General features: G+C 64.1%; 21 protein-coding genes and 1 tRNA gene. 14 read left to right on the plus strand and 8 right to left on the minus strand.

Translation table 11 applies throughout. The annotated features are described in order from the left end of the window. Positions 1-141: 141 nt before the first annotated feature. From yidC to rpmH, 3 genes are read right to left on the minus strand one after another with little or no spacing between them, the layout of a single operon-like run. On the minus strand, positions 142-2007 hold the full coding sequence (gene yidC, locus LMTR21_RS02855; RefSeq protein WP_065751800.1) for a membrane protein insertase YidC: 1866 nt from the start codon (positions 2005-2007) through the stop codon (positions 142-144). Positions 2008-2026: 19 nt separating this feature from the next. After that, complete coding sequence (rnpA, locus tag LMTR21_RS02860) at positions 2027-2371, minus strand: ribonuclease P protein component (protein ID WP_057839705.1); 345 nt, start codon at positions 2369-2371, stop codon at positions 2027-2029. 27 nt (positions 2372-2398) lie between these two features. Continuing rightward, positions 2399-2533: a 50S ribosomal protein L34 gene (gene rpmH / locus LMTR21_RS02865; RefSeq protein WP_008542748.1), complete on the minus strand. Its 135-nt coding sequence runs from the start codon at positions 2531-2533 to the stop codon at positions 2399-2401. A 415-nt stretch (positions 2534-2948) separates the two neighbouring features. On the opposite strand from rpmH, the gene LMTR21_RS02870 reads away from it, so the two are divergent. From LMTR21_RS02870 to LMTR21_RS02880, 3 genes are all read left to right on the plus strand, one after another. Then, positions 2949-4427, plus strand: a complete 1479-nt coding sequence (locus tag LMTR21_RS02870; RefSeq protein WP_065751825.1) for a sensor histidine kinase — start codon at positions 2949-2951, stop codon at positions 4425-4427. Between the two features lie 243 nt (positions 4428-4670). Then, positions 4671-4747: transfer RNA gene (locus LMTR21_RS02875), tRNA-Arg, on the plus strand. A gap of 151 nt (positions 4748-4898) precedes the next feature. After that, positions 4899-5597, plus strand: a complete 699-nt coding sequence (locus tag LMTR21_RS02880) for a hypothetical protein (protein ID WP_065751801.1) — start codon at positions 4899-4901, stop codon at positions 5595-5597. A gap of 17 nt (positions 5598-5614) precedes the next feature. Here the strand turns inward: LMTR21_RS02880 and LMTR21_RS02885 are convergent, their stop codons facing one another. Then, positions 5615-6025 carry a hypothetical protein gene (locus LMTR21_RS02885; protein ID WP_065751802.1) on the minus strand — a complete coding sequence of 137 codons (411 nt, stop codon included), beginning with the start codon at positions 6023-6025 and terminating at the stop codon, positions 5615-5617. A gap of 608 nt (positions 6026-6633) precedes the next feature. Here LMTR21_RS02885 and LMTR21_RS02895 point away from each other — a divergent pair. Continuing rightward, positions 6634-7341: a hypothetical protein gene (locus LMTR21_RS02895; protein WP_141688192.1), complete on the plus strand. Its 708-nt coding sequence runs from the start codon at positions 6634-6636 to the stop codon at positions 7339-7341. A gap of 132 nt (positions 7342-7473) precedes the next feature. Continuing rightward, a complete protein-coding gene (locus LMTR21_RS02900; protein WP_065751805.1) occupies positions 7474-8721 on the plus strand; it encodes an NAD(P)/FAD-dependent oxidoreductase in 1248 nt (415 codons plus the stop codon). Positions 8722-8792: 71 nt separating this feature from the next. Here the strand turns inward: LMTR21_RS02900 and LMTR21_RS02905 are convergent, their stop codons facing one another. Then, a complete protein-coding gene (locus LMTR21_RS02905) occupies positions 8793-8978 on the minus strand; it encodes a hypothetical protein (RefSeq protein ID WP_141688193.1) in 186 nt (61 codons plus the stop codon). Between the two features lie 603 nt (positions 8979-9581). On the opposite strand from LMTR21_RS02905, the gene LMTR21_RS02910 reads away from it, so the two are divergent. The 7 genes from LMTR21_RS02910 (at position 9582) to LMTR21_RS02935 (ending at position 15271) form a co-directional block, all read left to right on the plus strand. Then, entirely contained in the window at positions 9582-10499 is a 918-nt protein-coding gene (locus LMTR21_RS02910; RefSeq protein ID WP_065751807.1) for an ABC transporter permease, read from the plus strand. Beyond that, entirely contained in the window at positions 10496-11377 is an 882-nt protein-coding gene (locus tag LMTR21_RS02915) for an ABC transporter permease (protein ID WP_065751808.1), read from the plus strand. Before LMTR21_RS02910 ends, LMTR21_RS02915 begins: the two co-directional genes overlap by 4 nt. Beyond that, complete coding sequence (locus LMTR21_RS02920; RefSeq protein ID WP_065751809.1) at positions 11374-12351, plus strand: ABC transporter ATP-binding protein; 978 nt, start codon at positions 11374-11376, stop codon at positions 12349-12351. The genes LMTR21_RS02915 and LMTR21_RS02920 overlap by 4 nt, the downstream gene beginning before the upstream one ends. Beyond that, on the plus strand, positions 12348-13298 hold the full coding sequence (locus LMTR21_RS02925; RefSeq protein WP_065751810.1) for an ABC transporter ATP-binding protein: 951 nt from the start codon (positions 12348-12350) through the stop codon (positions 13296-13298). The genes LMTR21_RS02920 and LMTR21_RS02925 overlap by 4 nt, the downstream gene beginning before the upstream one ends. 41 nt (positions 13299-13339) lie before the next feature. After that, positions 13340-13507 carry a hypothetical protein gene (locus LMTR21_RS39880; RefSeq protein ID WP_187399300.1) on the plus strand — a complete coding sequence of 56 codons (168 nt, stop codon included), beginning with the start codon at positions 13340-13342 and terminating at the stop codon, positions 13505-13507. Beyond that, a complete protein-coding gene (locus LMTR21_RS02930) occupies positions 13507-14868 on the plus strand; it encodes an ABC transporter substrate-binding protein (protein ID WP_084030502.1) in 1362 nt (453 codons plus the stop codon). Before LMTR21_RS39880 ends, LMTR21_RS02930 begins: the two co-directional genes overlap by 1 nt. A gap of 163 nt (positions 14869-15031) precedes the next feature. Continuing rightward, positions 15032-15271, plus strand: a complete 240-nt coding sequence (locus LMTR21_RS02935; RefSeq protein ID WP_065751826.1) for a PilZ domain-containing protein — start codon at positions 15032-15034, stop codon at positions 15269-15271. Positions 15272-15714: 443 nt separating this feature from the next. Here the strand turns inward: LMTR21_RS02935 and LMTR21_RS02940 are convergent, their stop codons facing one another. Then, complete coding sequence (locus LMTR21_RS02940; RefSeq protein WP_148635928.1) at positions 15715-16875, minus strand: IS110 family RNA-guided transposase; 1161 nt, start codon at positions 16873-16875, stop codon at positions 15715-15717. A gap of 143 nt (positions 16876-17018) precedes the next feature. Beyond that, positions 17019-17723 carry a glutathione S-transferase family protein gene (locus tag LMTR21_RS02945; RefSeq protein WP_065751429.1) on the minus strand — a complete coding sequence of 235 codons (705 nt, stop codon included), beginning with the start codon at positions 17721-17723 and terminating at the stop codon, positions 17019-17021. A gap of 109 nt (positions 17724-17832) precedes the next feature. Between LMTR21_RS02945 and LMTR21_RS02950 the strand changes: the two genes are divergently transcribed. Beyond that, positions 17833-18186 carry a winged helix-turn-helix transcriptional regulator gene (locus LMTR21_RS02950; protein WP_065751428.1) on the plus strand — a complete coding sequence of 118 codons (354 nt, stop codon included), beginning with the start codon at positions 17833-17835 and terminating at the stop codon, positions 18184-18186. A 33-nt stretch (positions 18187-18219) separates the two neighbouring features. Here the strand turns inward: LMTR21_RS02950 and LMTR21_RS02955 are convergent, their stop codons facing one another. Continuing rightward, entirely contained in the window at positions 18220-18759 is a 540-nt protein-coding gene (locus tag LMTR21_RS02955) for a CGNR zinc finger domain-containing protein (RefSeq protein ID WP_187399301.1), read from the minus strand. 152 nt (positions 18760-18911) lie between these two features. Here LMTR21_RS02955 and LMTR21_RS02960 point away from each other — a divergent pair, with 152 nt between their 5' ends. After that, positions 18912-19805 (plus strand): haloalkane dehalogenase, encoded by an 894-nt coding sequence (locus LMTR21_RS02960; RefSeq protein WP_065751426.1) that lies wholly within the window; start codon positions 18912-18914, stop codon positions 19803-19805. The last annotated feature ends 2 nt before the right edge of the window (positions 19806-19807 follow it).

The raw sequence follows: 19807 nt of genomic DNA on the forward strand, positions 1-19807 counted from the left end.
CGCCGTCATTGCGAGGGAAGCGGCAATTCTTTCTCCGTCATTCCGGGATGGTGCGTAGCACCAGACCCGGAATCTCGAGATTCTCAGGTGCGCAATTGCGCACCATAGTTCGATGCTTCGCATCGCCCCGGAATGACGATGTCACGTCTTCTCGACGGCCTTCTTGGCGAAGGTCGCCTTCATGTTGTCGAACAGCTCCACCTTCACGCCGTTCTTCCGCATGATGTAGCTCTGCTGAATCACCGAGAGCAGGTTGTTCCAGGCCCAGTAGATCACGAGACCCGCCGGGAAGCCCGCCAGCATGAAGGTGAAGATCAGCGGCATCCAGTCGAAGATCATCTTCTGGGTTGGATCCGGGGGCGTCGGATTGAGCTTCATCTGGATCCACATCGTGATGCCCATGATGATCGGCCAGACGCCGAGCATCAGATAGGCGCCGACATGCGGACCGAACACCGCGAGCGGATCGAACGGGATTAATCCGAACAGATTGAAGATCGTGGTCGGGTCGGGCGCCGAGAGGTCCTTGATCCAGCCATAGAACGGCGCGTGGCGCATTTCGATGGTGACGAACAGCACCTTGTAGAGCGAGAAGAACACCGGGATCTGCAGCGCAATGGGAAGGCAGCCCGCGATCGGGTTGATCTTCTCCTTGCGGTAGATTTCCATCATCTCCTGCTGCTGCTTCTGCCGGTCGTCGGGATAGCGTTCCTTCAGTGCCTGCAGTTGCGGCTGCACCGACTTCATCTTCGCCATCGAGGCATAGGATTTGTTGGCGAGCGGGAAGAACAGGATCTTGATCAGCAGCGTGACCAGCAGAATGGAGACGCCGAAATTGCCGAACAGGTGGAAGAAATAGTCGAGCACCAGGAACATCGGCTTGGTGATGAAGTAGAACCAGCCCCAGTCGATCAGCAGATCGAAATGGTTCAGCCCGAGCTGCTTGTTGTAGCCGCCATGGCCGGCCAGCGGGAAGTTGATGCCGACCACGCCGGCTTCCTTGGCCCCCGCAAACAGCCGCGCATTGGCGCTGCCGGTGCCGCCGATCGCAATCGTCTGCGGGTCCTGCAGGTAATCGGTCTGATAGCGAACCTTGGGGCCCGGTTCTTCGGCGAGGAAGCGTGCCTTGAGGCGCGCCGAGGTGTCGGGCAACAGCGCGGCCGCCCAATATTTGTCGGTGATGCCGAGCCAGCCGTTCGTCACGTTGAACTCGAAGCCGCGCCCGCCATTGCCCAGAACGGGCGCCTCGGCGACCGCCTTGTAGCCGTGTTCCTGCAGGCCCTTTTCGCCGAGATAGCCGATCAGGCCTTCATGCAGGATGTAGTAGCCCGAGACCTCGGGCGTGCCGTGGCGGGAGATCAGCGCGTACGGGTAGAGCGTGACCGGCGCATTGCCGACGTTGGTGACGTCGTCCTTGATGGTGAAGAGATAGCGGTCGTCGATCGTAATGGTGCGGCGGAAGGTGAGGCCTTCGCCATTGTCCCATTTCAGCGTCACGGGCTTGTCCGCCGTCAGGCTGCCGGAGCCCTCCTGCTGCCATTCCGTATCGCGGCCCGGAAGCCGCGCGGTCGAGCCCGAGGCCGCGACCCAGCCGAACTCGGCATAATAGGGATGCGCCGTGCCCGAAGGCGAGAACAGCACGATCGCTGGCGATTTCGGATCGACGGTGTCGCGGAACTTCTCCAGCGAGAGGTCGTCGATGCGTCCGCCCTTCAGTGCGATGCTGCCTGACAGCCGCGGCGTTTCGATCTTGATGCGGGCCGATGCGGCAATCGCGGCGGCGCGGCTGACGACAGGCTGACTGGCGGGCGTGCTGACTGACGGCGTCGCGCCCGGCTGCGGGGTCGTGCCGGGGGCCGTCTGCGGCGCGGATTTTGCGAGCTCGGCCTGGGTCTGGCTTTGCGCACGCTGCCGCTCCATCTGCGGCGCGTTGTAGAAATACTGCCACGCGATCAGCACGAGGCCGGACAGAATGACGGCGAGGATGGTGTTGCGATTATCGGTCATCGGTTTGGGGTCTCGCCATTCAATTCGGATGTTTCGGCGCCTGCCGGTCGAGCCGGTTCAGCGCCGAACGGAGATCGTCGAGCATGGTTGCAAAGTCGCGGGTGAGCGCGGCCCGGCGGCCGACCAGCACATAATCATGGTGAGGTCGCATGGAAATGACGTCCAGCCGCTTCACCAGTTCGCGAAGCCTGCGTCGGATGCGATTGCGCTCGGTGGCAGTACCGTTCTTCTTGGTAACGGTGAAACCGATCCGGATCGGGCCGTCATCGGCGCGGGCGCGGCCCTGCACCACGAAGGCAGCGCTATTTGCCCGCGTGCCATTGGCAACGGCGAGAAAGTCCGCCCGCTGCCTCAGCCGATCCATGAATGAAATCTCCGGAAAGGATCCGGCTCAGGCGCTCAGACGCTTGCGGCCGCGCGCACGGCGAGCGGCGAGGACCTTGCGGCCGCCGGCGGTGGCGAGACGGGCGCGGAAGCCGTGACGGCGCTTGCGCACCAGTTTGCTGGGTTGATAAGTCCGCTTCACGGGTAGTTCTCCGCTGACCGGGCAATTTGCCTGTTGGATTGAGATCGAGTCCGATGATGCGGGCCGGCCCAAACGGGCCATTTACGGCCCCAAATGAGCCGCCCCCGGGGATGCCGGGCCATCGCGGACAGTTGGCGCGGCTTATAAGGGAGCGACCTGTTTTCGTCAATGTCAGGGGTTGCCCCAGCGCCCGTTCTTTGAAACGTCGCAATTGGGGCGAATATATCTGTTTTCGCGGGGTTTTAGGGGCGAGACGGCGGCCTGCCCGGACCACCGGAACCGCGGGACATTAGCGATCGGTAATTTGACCGACCGTTGGCCCGCACGCATCCTCGGAATCATGCGGTAACCGACCTATATGGGCCAGGTTGGCCTGTCCGGCGGGCTCAAAACAGAGATATCAAGGCGGATATTCGTGTCAGCGACCGACGACCAGCCGACTCTTCAAGCGCCGCGGCCCCAGGTCCCGCGTCGGCTCGGCTTGTCCGGCAAGCTTCTGCTGCTGACGATCCCCCTCGTGATGATCGCGCTGTTGATGATCTATGTGCCGTCGATCGCGAATTTCTGGACCAACCGGCTGAACGACCGCCTCGCGGCGGCCAACACTGCCGCCCTGGTGCTGGATGCGGCGCCCTTGGGGATGGTTCCGGATTCGCTGGCGCGGCAAATTCTGTCCAGTGTCGGCGCGCGGGCGGTCGCCATCAAGATGGGGCAGCAGCGCCGGCTGCTCGCCAGCGCCGACCTGCCGGCGGCGATCGACCGCGACATCGACATGCGGACGCTGACGGTGTGGTCGGCCATCGTCGAGTCCTTTGAAACCATGCTGGATCGAGGCAACCAGACGATTCGCGTGGTGGGGCCTGCGCCCGGGGCTGCGCAATTCATCGAGGTCGTGGTCGATGAAAAGCCGTTGCGGCAGGCGATGTACCGGTTTTCCCGCAATCTGCTGGTGGTCGCGCTGGGGATCGCGATACTCGCCGCGGGGCTGGTCTACCTCGCGCTGCATTATTTGTTCGTGCGGCCGATGCGGCGGCTGACGGCCAATCTCGTCGGCTTCCACGAAAACCCGGAAAGCGCGGCGCGCATCATCGTGCCGAGCCAGCGCGGCGACGAGATCGGCATTGCCGAGCGCGAACTGTCCGACATGCAGCGCGACCTCGTCTCGATGTTGTCGCAGAAGAGCCGGCTCGCGGCGCTGGGCCTCGCCGTGTCGAAGATCAACCACGATCTGCGCAATCTGCTGGCGTCCTCGCAATTGCTCTCAGATCAATTGGCCAGCGTGCCGGACCCGCGGGTGCAGCGCTTTGCGCCAAAACTGATGCGCTCGCTGGAGCGCGCCATCGACTTCTGCCAGTCGACCCTTTCCTACGGCCGCGCCCAGGAAGCCGAGCCCGACCGCCGCATGATCCAGGTCGAGCCCGCGGTATCCGAGGTCCGCGAATCCGCCGGCCTTGCCGCCGACGCCTCGATCACCTGGATCAGCGCGATCGAGCGCGGCCTCTCGATCGATGCCGATCCCGATCAGCTGTTCCGCGTGCTGCTCAATCTGGTGCGCAATGCGGTGCAGGCACTGGATAGCCGCCCGAAGGGCGAAGGCTCGCCCTTGCAGATCCGCATCACCGGCCGCCGCGAAGGCTCGGTCGCCATCATCGAAGTGTCCGACACCGGCCCCGGCGTGCCGGCCAAGGCGCGCGAGCACCTGTTCGAGGCGTTCCAGACCTCTGGCCGTCCCGGCGGCAGCGGGCTTGGGCTAGCGATCGCCGCCGAGCTGGTCCGTGCCCATGGCGGCGACATCCACCTGGTCGAAGGCACCATCGGCGCCACCTTCCGCGTCTCGATCCCCGATCGCCCGGTGGAACTGCAAAGCGTCCGCAACGAACGGGCGCGGGCGTAAGCGATTGGTTTTTCATGCCATTCCGGGGCGATGCGCATCATCGAGCCCGGAATCCCGAGATGATGTGGGATGCTGATCCCGGCGCCATGGCACCTGAAATCGCTAACCATCATTGGCCACGCAAAGCCCGTTTCCGGACCTTGCAAAGCGAGGCCGGAGCGGGTAGCTAAGGCGCTCTTTCGCGATCCTCCGAACGATATCGGATGCATCCGGGCCCAAAGCCCAAATGTGCAAGCGAAAAACGCGCCCGTAGCTCAGCTGGATAGAGCACCAGACTACGAATCTGGGGGTCAGGAGTTCGAATCTCTTCGGGCGCGCCAGTATTCTTCTTAATTGGAGTCTTGTGCCAAGGCTGGCCTTTTGAAATCGGCCTTCGGCTGGCTCTAAAGCTCACCAGCTTGTCGTCACGTGCGCAGGCCATTGATTTCTCGCTGAAGACGAATCGATTGGCACTCACCGCGCCCGAATGGGATGGATCGGCGTGGGCGATTCGCCGACCACCCCAATCGGCCCCCGATCTGCCCGCATGGAGAATTCGTCGTCGATGCTCGGCTGTGGGGCGAGAACGAGCCGCTGCGTTATCGCTATCGAGGCGTGGAGCTGACCGCCATTCACGATGAGGCATATTACAAGAACCTCGATCCCTGGCGGGAGAAGTCCCTGGAGTTGCTATCGCTCACGAATCCGATGGCCTGGCAGGAGTTCCTGATCACAACCGGCTTCGAACCCCTTGTGCGCGAGCTGACCTTGCGCACCCTGGCTGAGGCGAGGCGCGCCTGGCCGGAGTGCGATCGGCTGGCGGGCTTCGCGTTCAATTGCAGCTCCGCTTGGGGTGATCTTCACATCAGCCTGGCTATCGACCCGGCGCGCGCAGCGATGGAGCCGCCCGATTGGGAGCATGAATGCGCCGAGGCCGAACTTGCTGCGGCCGTTCCCGGATGGCGGGAGCGATACGAGCCCGTGCGCGAGCGCTACGAGGTCGAGCGCGCCCAACATGCTGGTTATCCGGAGCGCTTCCTCGACACGCTGCGCCATCTATTGGTGCGAATGGAACGCGACGGGGCGTTTGCCGACATGTCGGGCATTCGGCTGCTGGTGACGGAGGTTGACGCCGACACCGCAGCGGAAGAGATCGCGCTGAACCGGGTTCGAGATCAATACCCAGGCTGATCGCCACGTTGGGCCCGCTACGGCTGCTCGCTCACCGCGATGCAGTCCTGTCCCGCAACTGTCATGGCCTTCAACTGAGCTAGCGTGGTCGGGAGCAACTCGGGATGCGCGTTGAAGCGGAACCGGACGGTGTGCGGAAGCTGTAGCAACCGCGCGCCTTCATCGCTCAGCACAAGCTCGACATGGTCGAGGTGTCCAGCCAGCCTGATCACCTCACGGCCGTCGCAAGCCTGATCTTGGTCGGTGCGCTCGATATGGAGCAGGTCTTCGACTGGCGGCGGCCGGCGGCCGCTGCGCTGTCGGCCGCACGCAAAATGCAGGACGTCGAGCGGATCGCGCGCCGATGCGAAGCCGAGCGAGAGCACGAGGAGATCACCATTCTCGGTGAAGATCTCCTCGATTTCGAAGTCGCTGCGTTCAATGTCCAATTCAGCCAATCTCCTGAGCCGGCCTTGTCCTTTCTTATCTCAAGCGACATGATAAGAATCCAGTCATGACACAAGGCAACCTTCTTCCCACCCTCGACTGGTTCACGCTGCGTGAGTATTTCGCGGCCGACGGGCGGCGTGCGGATGGGAGCGCCCCCCGAGAAACCGAGCGAACATTCTTCAAGAATGGGCGTGCGCGGTAGGAGCATGGCTACGACGGACAATCATTTCCGCAGCGCGCTCCAGTCGATCCTTCAGGCCGAACTGGCACGGGGAAACCGGATTCGCTCGGCCGGTCCGTGGCCGCCCACCTGTCATTTGTTGGTGTTGCTGGATCGCCCGTTCAGGCGGCGATATGCGCTTGCGCCCGGTGTGGGGTTCGAAAATCCGAAAGACCCGCACTACTGGAAGGCCGAATACCGAGCCGAGGTCGAGCCCGGTGTCTGGGAATGCCTCGCATGCGGGTTCTAAGCGCGCCGCCCCCGGGTTTCGTAACGGCGCATAGCACGCCCAAGTTTGACGCAATCCCCGCGCATTGTCGCGCGACTTTTGCTGTTGACGCATGTCAGCTCATGCATTCGTTCAATTCGATTGCGGAGATATCACCGATGCGTTGGCTCACATCACTGGGACGGACCAAACTGGCGCGGCGTCTGGACAGCTATCCGCCGTACCGGGCGCCATTCCCAGGCGATAATTTCAAGCTGAGCGTCGAACAGGCGCAGGCCAATCTCGACTACCTGCTGGCGCACCGTGCAGAGCGGCTGGCCGTGCTTGGCGAATTGCTGGCGGAGGAGAATATCGACCTGCGCGTGGGTTTCGCTGCCGATGATTACAAGCCGCTGCTCGACGCGCTCCACAGCTGGGCGAAATCAGAGTGGCCCGGCATTCACGACCGCAAGATCGCCTCGTTCAAGACCTGGCTTTCATCCAGCCGCGAAGGACCCGAGATCGCGTACTCGCTGGTGATGGATGTCGCCATCCTGCTCGGCGAGTTGATCGTCACCCGCAGGCCGCTATTCGTCTGGTCGCTGGATCTCGATCCCGAAAACGGCCCGGCGGGGCCCGATCCCGCCTCGTTCGACGATGCGATGGACAGTTACAAGCGGCCGGTCGTGCAGATTCCGAAGGGCGGGCCATTTCCGACCATCATCCTCGATGTCGAAGCCGTCGTCGCCCACAAATATATGAAGGCGCGAGAGTCGCTGACGTGGGCGCTCAACGACTTCCATTATTTGGTCGATCAGGCCGTGAGTGGTGCCCATGAAGAGTACTGGGTCGCCGAGGCACAGCGTGCGGCGGAATCCCGGGGCTGAGGTTCCGCGGTAGAGGTAAATTTCATCCGCGTGCTGGATGCCATCCGTTGTGGCATCGTCATTGCATCGAAGCCGGGCATTGGCGCGAGGGCGATGATATGAAATGTTCCCGTGACCGTAACTGGAAAGTCGATGCCGGAACAAAATACTGACGTCGTGGTGCTCGGCGCGGGCATCGTCGGCGTGTCAACAGCCTATGCCGCGCGGCAGCGCGGGATGTCGGTCGTGCTGATCGACCGGCGCGAGCCGGGGAGCGAGACCTCCAATGGCAATGCCGGCATCATCAGCAGCGGCTCGGTATCGCCGCTCAATAATCCGTCGCTGTGGAAGTCGCTGCCGAAATATCTGGGTAACCGCCACGCAGCATTGCGCTGGAATTCGCTCTGGGCAGTTCGAAACGCGGGATGGGTCGCGCGTTTTCTGGCGAATTCGGCGGCCTCACGGTTTGAGCCGCGCGCGACCGCGCTGCATGGATTGATTGGGGCATCGGCCAAGCTGCACCGCGAATGGATCGTGAAGGCGGGGGCGGGTCATCGGCTTCGCGAGACCGGCTGGCTCCGCGCGTGGCGCAGCGATGCGGCCGCGTCGGCGAAGCAGGAGCAGGCGATGCTGGCCGACTACGGCATCGCCAGCGAACTGCTCGACCGCCAGGCCATCTCCGCGCTCGAGCCTGATATCGTGCCGGTCTACAAGGTGGGCCTGCTGCACACGGAGACCGCCTCGGTCGATTCGCCGGGCGCGGTGGTCAAGGCCTATGCGCGGATGTTCGCAGGCGCCGGCGGCGAGGTCAGACAGGCGGAGATCAAGGCGATTACTCCCGACGGCGATCGCTGGCGCGTGGTGCTGGCCGGGGGCGAAATTTCGGCGCGGCATGTGGTGGTCGCGCTGGGACCGTGGTCCGCGGACATCTTGCGGCCGCTCGGTTATCGCGTGCCGCTGGCCTATGAGCGCGGCTATCATCGCGAATTCAAACCAAACCCGGCGCGTTCGTTGCGGCGTCCGATCTATGACATCGACGGCGGTTTCATCATGACGCCGATGGAGCAGGGCATCCGCGTCACCTCGGGGGTCGAACTGACCGACCGCGATGCGCCGTCCTCTTTCGCCCAGATCGATCAGGTGGTGCCGCTGGCGCGCGGCGTGGCTGAGTTCGGCGACGCCGTTGGCGAAGCATGGCGCGGCTCGCGGCCGACGCTGCCCGACAGCCTGCCGATGATCGGCCCAGCCCCGCGGCATGCCGGCATGTGGCTTGCGTTCGGCAACCAGCACATCGGCTTCACGACCGGTCCCGCGACCGGCGCCGCCATTGCGGCCATGATCAGCGGTGCGCCCGCGTCTTACGATGTCGTCGCGTTCGCGCCGGGCCGTTACATTTCATGACGCCGCAAGACGCCGCTGGCGCAGCGTCGCTGCCCCGGCGGCGACCAGCATGAGGAAGCCGAGCACTCCGCTCACCCCGGCGTGATGAAGAACGGCTTCACGTCCGCGCCGGGGCTGAGGTCGAGGACGATCGGCGGCGACGCGACCGCGAGGTTGTTCTTGCGGTAGTGCTCTCTGACGGCCCCCGGAAGACCGCCACGCACCAGAACGCCCGGCTGCGTCGTCATCTGGAACGCTGGCGTCCTCGGCGAAAGCATCAATATGCCGCCGCCACCGGGCGGCAGCATAGGCTGCAAATGCGCGGCGCGACGCTTGGTCGGGATTGCGTCAATCCTGCGGTGCGGACTGAGACATATTTGGGACGTCGTAGAACAAGACGGATAGGTTGCGCTTTTTAGCCTTGGGGAGTTCGCGAAAATGATCGCCTCACCCCGCCCGGCCACATGAGGCCGAGCGCCACAAGCAAGGCACCAGCCAGCTCGGAATCGTTCGCTGCCAATGAGCCCCGACGCTGCGCAGCCGGCGGCCGTGTGGGGTCATCTCGGCTCGGATCGCTCGAAAAATGAGCGTCAGCCTTTCCAAAGGTCACGCAGGGGAGGGCGCCGAAGCCGTGCGACATCTTGAGCCGGCGGGATCCCAATGCCGAATTGGTCCGGGAATGGCCAAGTTTCTCGATCAAGGAGGGACGAGAGATTGCATTCCGCGTTGGCACACACATTGCAATCATCGCAACAGTCTGTCGTCGCGGCGGAATATCGTTGCAATCGTCTCTTGCATGGCGCGACAGTTTGGTGACACTTGCGCTTGCTTCGCCGCCCTGGGAACGTGGGTGCGCGCCTTGTCGGCGCTGGAGTTTGTTGATGTTGCGTCTGATCGCCCGGCGTCTTGCTCTCGGTGTGCTGGTCGCACTGACCGTGATGACGCTTGCGTTCCTGCTGACGCGGCTGTCGGGCGATCTTGCGGTTTCGATCGCCGGCCCTTCGGCGACGCAGGCCGACGTCGAGATCGTGCGCAAGGCCTATGGCCTCGACCGCCCGCTCTATGTCCAGTTCTTCGCCTGGGTCGGCCGCGCCATGGTCGGCGATTTCGGCCAAAGCTATTTCTTCAAGGACAGCGTCGCCAACCTGATTCAGAAGCGCCTGCCGATCACGCTGACGCTTGGCCTGGTCGGCCTGAGCCTTGCCTTGGTCATCTCGCTGCCGCTCGGCATTTTGGCGGCGCTGCGCGAAAACACCTGGGTCGACCGCAGCGTCACCATGTTCACGATGGTCGGGCAGGCGGTACCGAGCTTCTGGCTGGCGCTGATTTTGATGATCGTGCTCGGCCTGCAGCTCGGCGTACTGCCGATCTCGGGCACCGGCACCTGGCAGCATTTTGTGATGCCGGGCATCGTGCTCGCCTTCACCGCGATCCCGGCGCTGACGCGGCTGACCCGCTCCGGCATGATCGAGGCGATGGCCTCGGACTATATCCGCACCGCGCGCGCCAAAGGCCTGTCGCGGGCGCGCATCATCTTCAAGCACGCGTTGCGCAACGCCGCCATTCCCGTGGTGTCGATTGCCGCCGTGCAGCTCGGCTTCATGCTTGGCGGCTCGATCGTGATCGAAACCGTGTTCGCGCTGCATGGCGTCGGCTATCTCGGCTGGGAGAGCATCGCCAAGAATGATTTCCCCGTGGTGCAGGCGGTGGTGCTGGTGCTGGCCGTATTCTATATCGGCCTCACGCTGCTGGCCGACATCCTCAATGCGCTGCTCGATCCGAGGCTCAGGACCGGATGAGCGAACCCGTTGCCATTCAGGCGCCGCAGCCTTCGAGCGTCGGTGCGTCGCGCATCGGCACCGCGGGCTTCGCGATCGGTATCGCCATCGTCGGGGTCGTCCTGTTCGCCGCGCTGTTCGGCAACGCGCTGGTGCCGGCCGATCCGTTCACCCAGGACCTCGGCAACCGCCTCAAGCCACCGTTCTGGATGGAAGGCACCCAGGCGGGCCATTGGCTCGGCACCGATCAGCTCGGGCGGGACTATCTGGCGCGACTGGTTTATGGCGCGCGCATTTCGCTGCTGATCGGCATCATGACGGTCATCACCTCGGGCCTGATCGGCATCACGCTCGGCGTGCTCGGCGGCTTCTTCGGCGGCCGCGTCGATGATTTCGTGCTGTTCGCCATCACCACGCGATTGTCTATCCCCGTCGTGCTGGTCGCGCTTGCGGTGGTCGGACTGATGGGATCGGGCCTCGGGCTCGTCGTCGCCACCCTTGGCCTGCTGTTATGGGACCGCTTCGCCGTGGTCGCGCGCGCCACCACCATGCAGGTCCGCAACAACGACTATGTCAGCGCCGCCTGGTGCGCCGGCGCCTCGATGCCGCATATCCTGATCAAGGAGATTTTGCCGAACATCGCCAGCCACCTCGCCGTGGTGGCGACGCTGGAGATGGCGCTGGCGATCCTGCTCGAAGCCGCGCTGTCGTTCCTCGGGCTCGGCGTGCCGCCGCCGCTGCCGTCCTGGGGCCTGATGATCGCCGAGGGCAAGGACTACATGTTCTTTTCGCCGTGGGTGATCATGATTCCCGGCGTCGCGCTGTTCATTCTGGTGCTCGGCATCAATCTGGTCGGCGACGGCCTGCGCAATTTGCTCGGCGCGGAGCGGCTCAGATGAGTACGCTTCTGGAAATCGAAGGGCTCGAGGTAACGTTCGGCCGCACCGCCGCGGTGCGCGGCGCCTCGTTCCGGGTCGAGCGGGGCGAGACCCATTGCCTGGTCGGCGAATCCGGCTGCGGCAAATCGGTGAGCGCACTTGCGGTGATGAGCCTGCTCGCCCGCGGTGGCCAGCGTTCGGCGAAGAAGATGAGCTTTGCCGGCACCGATCTCACCTCGCTGTCGGACCGCGAGATGGCGCGCATCCGCGGCAATCGCATGGCGATGATCTTTCAGGAGCCGATGACCAGCCTCAACCCGGCCTTCACCATCGGCTCGCAGATGGCGGAGGTGATGACGCGCCACAAGGGCGGCACGCGTGCGGCCGCGCTCGACCGTGCCGCCGAACTGATGGCCCGCGTCGGCATCACCGCGCCCGGCATGCGGCTCGGCCAGTTTCCGCATCAGCTTTCGGGCGGCCTGCGCCAGCGTGTGATGATCGCGATGGCGCTGATGTGCGATCCGGAACTCTTGATCGCCGACGAGCCGACCACTGCGCTCGACGTCACCGTGCAGGCGCAGATCCTGCGGCTGCTTGCGGGCCTCAAGCGCGAGCTTGGCCTCTCGATCCTGCTGATCACCCATGACCTCGGCATTGTCGCCCGCGTCGCCGATCATGTGTCCGTCATGTATGCCGGCGAGGTGGTCGAGCGCGCGCCAACCGCGGAATTGTTCCGCGCGCCGCAGCACCCCTACACACGCGGCCTGCTGTCCTGCGTGCCGGTGCCGGGCCGCGTGCAGCGCGACCGGCCGCTCGGCTCGATCCCGGGTGTAGTGCCGGCGATCGGCGCAGGCTTTGCCGGTTGCGCGTTCCGCTCGCGCTGCGCGCACGCCGACGAGACATGCACGCGCGCGATACCGCGGCGGCAGGCGGGCGATGCGCATGATTATCTTTGCCGGCTCGAGCCGGACTGGGCGGAGCCGCAACCCGCATGACCGCCGCGATCGAGGTTCAGAATCTGCGATGCGAGTTTCGCGTGCGCACCGGCCTGATGTCGCAGGAAAAGCGCGTGATCGCGGTCGACAATGTCACGTTCAGCGTGCCGGCCGGCAGCGTGCTCGGCGTCGTCGGCGAGTCCGGATGCGGCAAATCCACGCTGGCGCGCCTGATCCTTGGCCTGCTCAAGCCGACAGCGGGCACGGTGCTGGTCGACGGCAGGAGCCTGTTCGATCTCGATCGCAAGGCGCGGGCGCGGCTGATCCAGCCGGTGTTTCAGGACCCGTTCGCGTCGCTCAACCCGCGCCGGCGCATCAAGGACATCGTGGCCCTGCCGCTGGCGGCCCAGGGCACCTTCTCGCGCGGCGAGATCGAGCGCCGCGTCGGCGGCATTCTGGAGCGTGTCGGCCTCTCGGCTGCGATGGGCGAGCGCATGCCTGCGCAACTCTCCGGCGGGCAACGCCAGCGCGCGGCGATTGCACGTGCGCTGGTGCTGGAGCCGCGGATCGTGATCTGCGACGAGCCGACCAGCGCGCTCGACGTCTCAGTGCAGGCGCAGATCCTCAATCTGCTGGCCGATCTGCGCCGCGATCTCGGGCTGACCTATCTCTTCATCAGCCACAATCTCGCGGTCGTCGAGCATGTCGCGAGCGAAGTCGCGGTGATGTATCTCGGTCGCTTCGTCGAGCGCAACGAGACCGACGCCCTGTTTCGCACGCCCCGGCACCCCTACACCCAGGCGCTGCTGGAAAGCGTGCTGACGCCGGAGCCGGGCAAGGGCGTACCGGATATCGGCCTCGGCGACGCCATGCCCGATCCGTCCAATATTCCGCCGGGCTGCCGGTTCAACCCGCGTTGCCGCATCGCGGTCGAGCGCTGCCGCCATGAGGCACCAACGCCCATGGTCCGGCCGCCCGCGGGGATGGTAGAATGTCATCTGGCATAGGGCGTGCTTCACTTTGTAAACGGAAAATAATGGAGAGCGATATGCGCATGCAAAGCAAGCTCCGGGTTGCAATTCTGGCGGCGGTTCTCTCGGGCGCCGGTGCATTGCCGGCGGCGGCACAGAAATCAGCCGACACGCTGCGGATCGTGATGCGCGACGCGCTGCCCAACTCGATCCCTTCTACAACAACCTTCGCACCGGCGTGGTGATGCACCACCAGGGCTGGGACGCGCTGGTCTACCGCAATCCGGACACCTTCAAGCTCGAGCCGCTGCTGGCGACCGAATGGAAGCTGCCGGACCCGACCACGATCGAGTTCGTGCTGCGGCCCGGCGTCAAGTTTCATGACGGCAGCGCGTTCACAGCCGACGACGTCGTCTACACGATCAACCTCGTGGCTGATCCGGCGAGCCGTGTATCGACGCCCGCAAACTACAACTGGATCGACAAGGCGGAGAAGACCGGCGATCTGTCGGTGCGCGTCAAGCTGAAGCGCCCGAACCCGGCGGCGCTGGAATATTTCGCGCTGGTGCTGCCGATCTACCCCAAGGCCTATCGCGAAAAGGTCGGCGCGGAAGGCTACGCCAAGGCGCCGGTCGGCGCGGGCCCCTACAAGATCACCAAAGTCGAGCCCGGCGTCTCCATCGACTTCGAGCGGTTCGAGGATTACTGGGCCGGCAGTCCCAAGGGCAAGCCCACGATCAAGAAGATGAGCGTGCGCTTCGTGCCTGACGCCGCGACCGAGATGACCGAATTGCTCGCCGGCCGCGCCGACTGGATCTGGAACATGAATCCGGACCAGCTTGAGGCCGTGAACCGGATGCCGCATCTGCAGGCGGTGCGCAAGGAATCGATGCGGATCGGCTATCTCTCGCTCGACGCCGCCGGCCGCACCGGCGCCGACAATCCCCTGACCAAGCAGAAGGTGCGTCAGGCGATCTGGCACGCGATCGATCGCAAGGCGATCGCTGAGAAGCTCGTCACCGGCGGCAGCCGCGTCCCGGGCGCACCATGCTTCCCGTCGCAGTTCGGCTGCGACGCCGAAGCCGCGGTGACCTACGACTATGATCCCGCGAAGGCAAAGAAGCTTCTCGCCGAGGCCGGCTATCCCGACGGCTTTGACGTCGAGCTCGCCAGCTACGTGCTGCCGCAATGGGGATCATCCGTCCAGAACTACCTGCATGCGGTCGGCATCCGCGCCAAGCTCAACCAGCTTCAGACCGCGGCCCTGATCCAGCGCGCCAAGGCCGGCGAACTCAGGATGTATCTCGGCAGCTGGGGTAGCTATTCGATCAACGACGTCTCTGCCATCATGCCTAACTTCTTCGATGGCGGCGCCGACGACTACGCGCGCGACCCCGACGTGCAGAAATCGCTGATCCAGGGCGGATCAACCATCAACCCGGAGGTGCGCAAGGAGGCCTATTCGGCGGCGATCAAGAAGATCACCGAGCAGGCCTACTGGGCCCCGCTGCACACCTACGTAACGACCTACGGCCATTCGAAGCAGCTCGACTTCACGCCGTACCCGGACGAACTGCCGCGCTTCTATCTGGCGAAGTGGAAGTAGGACGGGCCGTCACTTGTGCGTTCGCTATATGCACTGCGCGGGGCTTTGGCCCCGCGACCGCGACCCGGCGCCCCGACGTTCCGGAATATTTAATTTTTCGGCCGCATAGTCCGGTTTTTAATTGCTATCTCCTTTGATGTTGATGTCCCGCGGAGTTTTCGCGATGGTCGAAACCCGGATTGCGCCACGTGTCCGTGTCATGAAGGCCGCCAAGATCGAGTATGGCGGCGATAAGTATGCCTGTACCGTTCGCGATATATCCACCACGGGCGCGGCGCTGGATTTTCCGGACCTGATCCGTATTCCCAATGAATTCACATTGATCCTCCCTGAGGACGGATTGAAGCTGCCTTGCCATGTCGTTTGGCGCAGGGAGTACAGGGTTGGCGTAGCGTTCGACTAGCGGCGCAAGAATTTTGTAGGGTGGGCAAAGCGCAGCGTGCCCACCATTGCGAGCGGCGTCCCGGATGGTGGGCACGGCGCGAAGCGCGCCTTTGCCCACCCTCATATGAGGCGTTTTGAGTCAAGCATCCCGACAGGGCTTGGATGTGATTTTTACGTTCGGTGGAGCGGCGGCGCGCGGAGCCATGCGTAGCGCAGCGTGCCGCCGCGGTCGGTGCGCTCAGGGACTGGCTTCCGGCGATTTATGCAGTTGCTCACTGCATCACCTCATATCCGGTCGGACCGTTGTCCGTACCCACATTCCGCATGCATGCGGCGAGGAAGCCACGAGGATGAGACCCATCTACGAAACAGCCTGTTTGCTGGCCCAAGGGTGGCACGGTCACCATCCATCCCGCGCTGACCGCGGCAGATGCCGCGACGCTGACGCATTCGTTGAAGTGGTTAGATCTTTACAGCCTTGAGCGCCGCGCCTTCCGGCACGAGACCGGTCGTGAGGTAGCGCCAGAGCGCCACCATCAGCTTGCGCGCCAGGGCGACGATGGCGACGCGCTTGATGCGCTTGCCGGCATCGAGCGTGCGCTTGCGGTACTCCAGGGTCAGCTTGCTGTCCGGCTGATGCCGCAGCCACAGCCAGGCCAGTTCGATCGCGGCACAGCGGGCGCGCGGATTGCCCGCCTTGCTGATGCCCTGGTCGCGGTCGATGCCGCCGCTCCGCCACGGACTGGGCGTCAGCCCGAAATAGCTCCCGACCTCGCGGCGATTGCGGAAGTCCTTGTAGAACACCTCGCTGGTCAGCGTCGTCGCGAACGCCGGGCCGAGGCATTTGAGCCGGCGCAGCAGTTCGCTGCGCCGGGTCATCTCGGCTTCCGCAGGCATTGGCTCCGCTGCGGCCGCCTCCTGCGCGAGCGCATCGAGCCGATCGCGCACCAGCATCAGCCGCGCGTGCTCGTGTCGGATCTCGCTCAGCATCCGCGGCGGCACCGCCTGGCCTTGCCAATCCCGCTGCGCCGCCAGCCAGCTCAGCCAGTCGCGTCGGCGCGGGTTCCCGACCGTCATGCCCAGCAGGCGCAGCAGCGCCTTGATCCGGTTGGTGTGCGCGGTTTGCTCCTTGATCAGCCGGTCGCGCTCGCGGCTGCCGCGGCGGGCGTCCTCCTGTTCGGCGGCAGGCACCCGGACGATCCGCACCACCCGCGGCTCGCCGCGCAGATACGCCATCAGCGTGCGCAGCATCCGCTCGCCATCGATCCGGTCGGTCTTCACCCGCCGCGCCCGCTGGTCCACCGCAATGCTGGCGGGATCAAACACGTAGTTCGTGATGCCGGCCGCCAGCAGCAGCCGGTGCAGCCAGAACCCGTCGTAGCCCGCCTCGTAGCAGCTCGCCACCGCCGGAACGCCTCCCAGCGTTCGAGCCGCCCGCTCCCGAACCCGACCCACCAACGCCAACAGCTCGGCATGATCGCCACCCTCCAGCTTGTGGTGCGATATCTTGTCCTTGTCCGGGCTGTGCAGCGCGACCCGCCAGCTCCGCTGGCTCAGTTCGATTGCAACGAAAATTGTGCCAATATGCCCGGCGGTGGGCGCGGCTACGGTGGATGCTTGCATCTGACTCTCCGAGGGGTTCGAGTGTGGAAACCCAAACCTTATCGGAAAGGCCACGCTCACCGCCTCATGGAATCTACGATTTGCGCGAGCGCGGGTCGCCTCGCTCGCAATGACGGTGGCCCTGCCAGGGCGCATTTGCGGTCTCAGTCGCCGAACCGTTCGATGACATCCGCGAGCGGGATGTGGCCGACACAAGCGCCTGATCCCGAACCAATGTCTCCGCTCTCCAGCGCCGTTGCATGGATGACGGCTGGGTCGGCATCAAGGCGCCGGCGTAAGGCGGCGAGTTTTGGCCAGCGCGAGGGATCAGCGACCTGATGGAAGTCGAGCCATCGCGCGACGCCGATCAGAATGCCATCGGCCAGCGTCGGGCGCTCACCCATGAGAAAGGATTGATCGCCGATCATGGCTTCGAGCTTGTCATGCCGTTCGATCACCCGCGCGGAGCCGAACTCACGCAGCGATGCCTGCAGTTGCGGGTTCGGTTTCGCCATCTCCAGGGCGACCCATAGCGGCGAGAAGGCGCCGGTGAAGCCGGTGTTAACAAAGGCCATGAGCTGGTGCATCCGGTCTGCTTCCGGCGAAAGCGGTTCGAAGCTGATGCGTCGTTCGCTGTCTCTTGCCTCCAGCCAACTGGCGATCGCCATCGCCTCGGTCAGCACCCGCCCTGCATCCGTAATCAAGACCGGCGTTTCATGCCGGGCATTGATGCGGGCATAGGAAGGATCGCGCATCTCGCCGAGCATATCGACCCGGCAGAGCGAATAGGGTTTGCCAAGCCATTCAAGCGCGGCGACAAGCCCCATCGAGCTTCCGGCGGGGAAGCCATAAGTGAGAATCGGTTCCACTGGTTTGTTCTCCGTGATTTCTGTCGATCACGCTGCGCAGCGTGACTGGAAACTACGGATCGCGCTGCCCAAGTAAATTACGCACCTTTTTGTAACCACGAGTCATCGGATGAAAGATCTCGTCTCCCGCTGTCCCATCGAAGAAGTGATGCAGGTCATCAGCGGTCGCTGGCCCGGTCTGCTGATCTACTATCTGAAGCAGGGCACCAAACGCTTCAGCGATTTGCGCAGGGACAACCCCACCATCTCGCACAGGATGCTCACATTGGAGCTTCGCAAGCTGGAGGACGCCGGCATTGTCGCGCGTACTGAATTCGAGGGATATCCGTTGCGCGTGGAATATGACCTGACGCCGGCTGGTCTCAAACTGGTGCCGCTGCTTGACGCCCTCGGTGACTGGTGGGATGCGACTGAAGCCGGTCGCAGTCAGGCCGGCACGTTGCCGGTGCAGGCCACGGAATAATCTGCGAGCAGTTGCCCCAGGCCGACAAAGCCATCAATCGCCGCGGCGCTGGCGGTCGCGATAGGCTCGGGTCTTCTCCCGGTTTCCGCATCGGTCCGATGAACACCAGCGGCGATTGCCCGGCTTGGAGCGGTCGTAGAAGACCCAGTGGCACTCGTCGGAACTGCATATCTTCATACGTTCAAGCCTGCCGCTGTCGGACAGGCGCACGAGCTCGGCCAGAACGCCGCCAAGCCCGCTGCTCGCACGCCGCACGACCGGCCGCAAATCGAGCGAACGCTTCCGGGAAGCCGTGACCGACAATGGAAAGCGGGCGGCGGCGCGTTCAAGCTCGATGGCCGCCGCGCTCTGCTGTGCCGGCGATGAGCTCAGGAACTGTCTGAGGGCGGTACGCAGCTCCAGCGCTTCGCGGTGCTCGGCGTGCGAAATCCGGGTGCCGGATTTTAGCAGGCCACGTGTCTGCAGCCATTTTTCGAGCTGCGCCGGCGTCTCCAGCTCGTCACCGGGCTCATGCGCGACGCCCTGCTCGACATATCGGCGCAGGTCGACCGAGTTCACGAAATCGTACAGCAACGCGATATCGCCCGGAACCGGGAATTTTTCCGAAAGTCTCATAACACCAGCATAATCTTTTTACTGGTTTCTGCAACAAACACCTGTTAATTACGTTAGCAGGTGTCGAAGGCAGCAGGGGTTCCGCACGCCTGAGCAGAGGAGATTCCCAAATGACCCATTCCCCGATCTCGACCGAGGAGGTGTCCTACCGGAAGCGTGTGGCGGTGCTGGATACCAACATGGCTTACGTCGATGCCGGCGAGGGCGATCCGATCGTCTTCCTGCACGGCAATCCGACGCCGTCATATCTGTGGCGCAACATCATCCCGTACCTGCTGCCCTATGGGCGCTGCCTTGCGCCGGACTATGTGGGCATGGGCAATTCCGGTCCTGCGCCTGATGGAAATTACCGGTTCGTCGATCATCGCCGCTATCTCGACGCCTGGTTCGAGGCGATGGGCTTGACGAAGAACGTGATCCTCGTCGTCCACGACTGGGGCTCGGCGCTGGGCTTCGATTGGGCTCGGCGCAACCCCGGGCGCGTGAAGGCGATCGCCTACATGGAGGGGATCGTGCGTCCGTTCGCGTCCTGGGATGAATGGCCCGCGGCCACGCGCGCCTTCTTTCAGGGACAGCGGACCGATCGCGGCGAGGACATGATCCTCCGGCAGAATCTGTTCATCGAATATCTGCTGCCGCTGCGCCACATCCCCGAGGAGGCGATCGAGGTCTACCGGCGCCACTATCGCAATCCCGGTCTCTCGCGCATGCCGATGCTGGCCTGGACGCGCGATCTGCCGATCGCCGGCGAACCGGCAGATGTGGTGGCGATCGTCGACGACTACGCGCGGTGGCTCTCCGCAAGCCCGATACCAAAACTTTTCATCGACGCCGAACCGGCCGGTTTTCTGATTGGCGCGCAGCGCGAGTTTTGCCGCGCCTGGCCCAACCAGCAGACGGTCATGATTCCGGGCGCGCACTTTCTGCAGGAGGAGGCGCCTGACGAGGTCGGCAGAGCGCTGGCTCGCTTTGTCGCGAATGTCCACGCGGGAGCGATGGGCTGAGC

It is taken from the genome of Bradyrhizobium paxllaeri (assembly GCF_001693515.2).
Taxonomy (GTDB): domain Bacteria; phylum Pseudomonadota; class Alphaproteobacteria; order Rhizobiales; family Xanthobacteraceae; genus Bradyrhizobium; species Bradyrhizobium paxllaeri.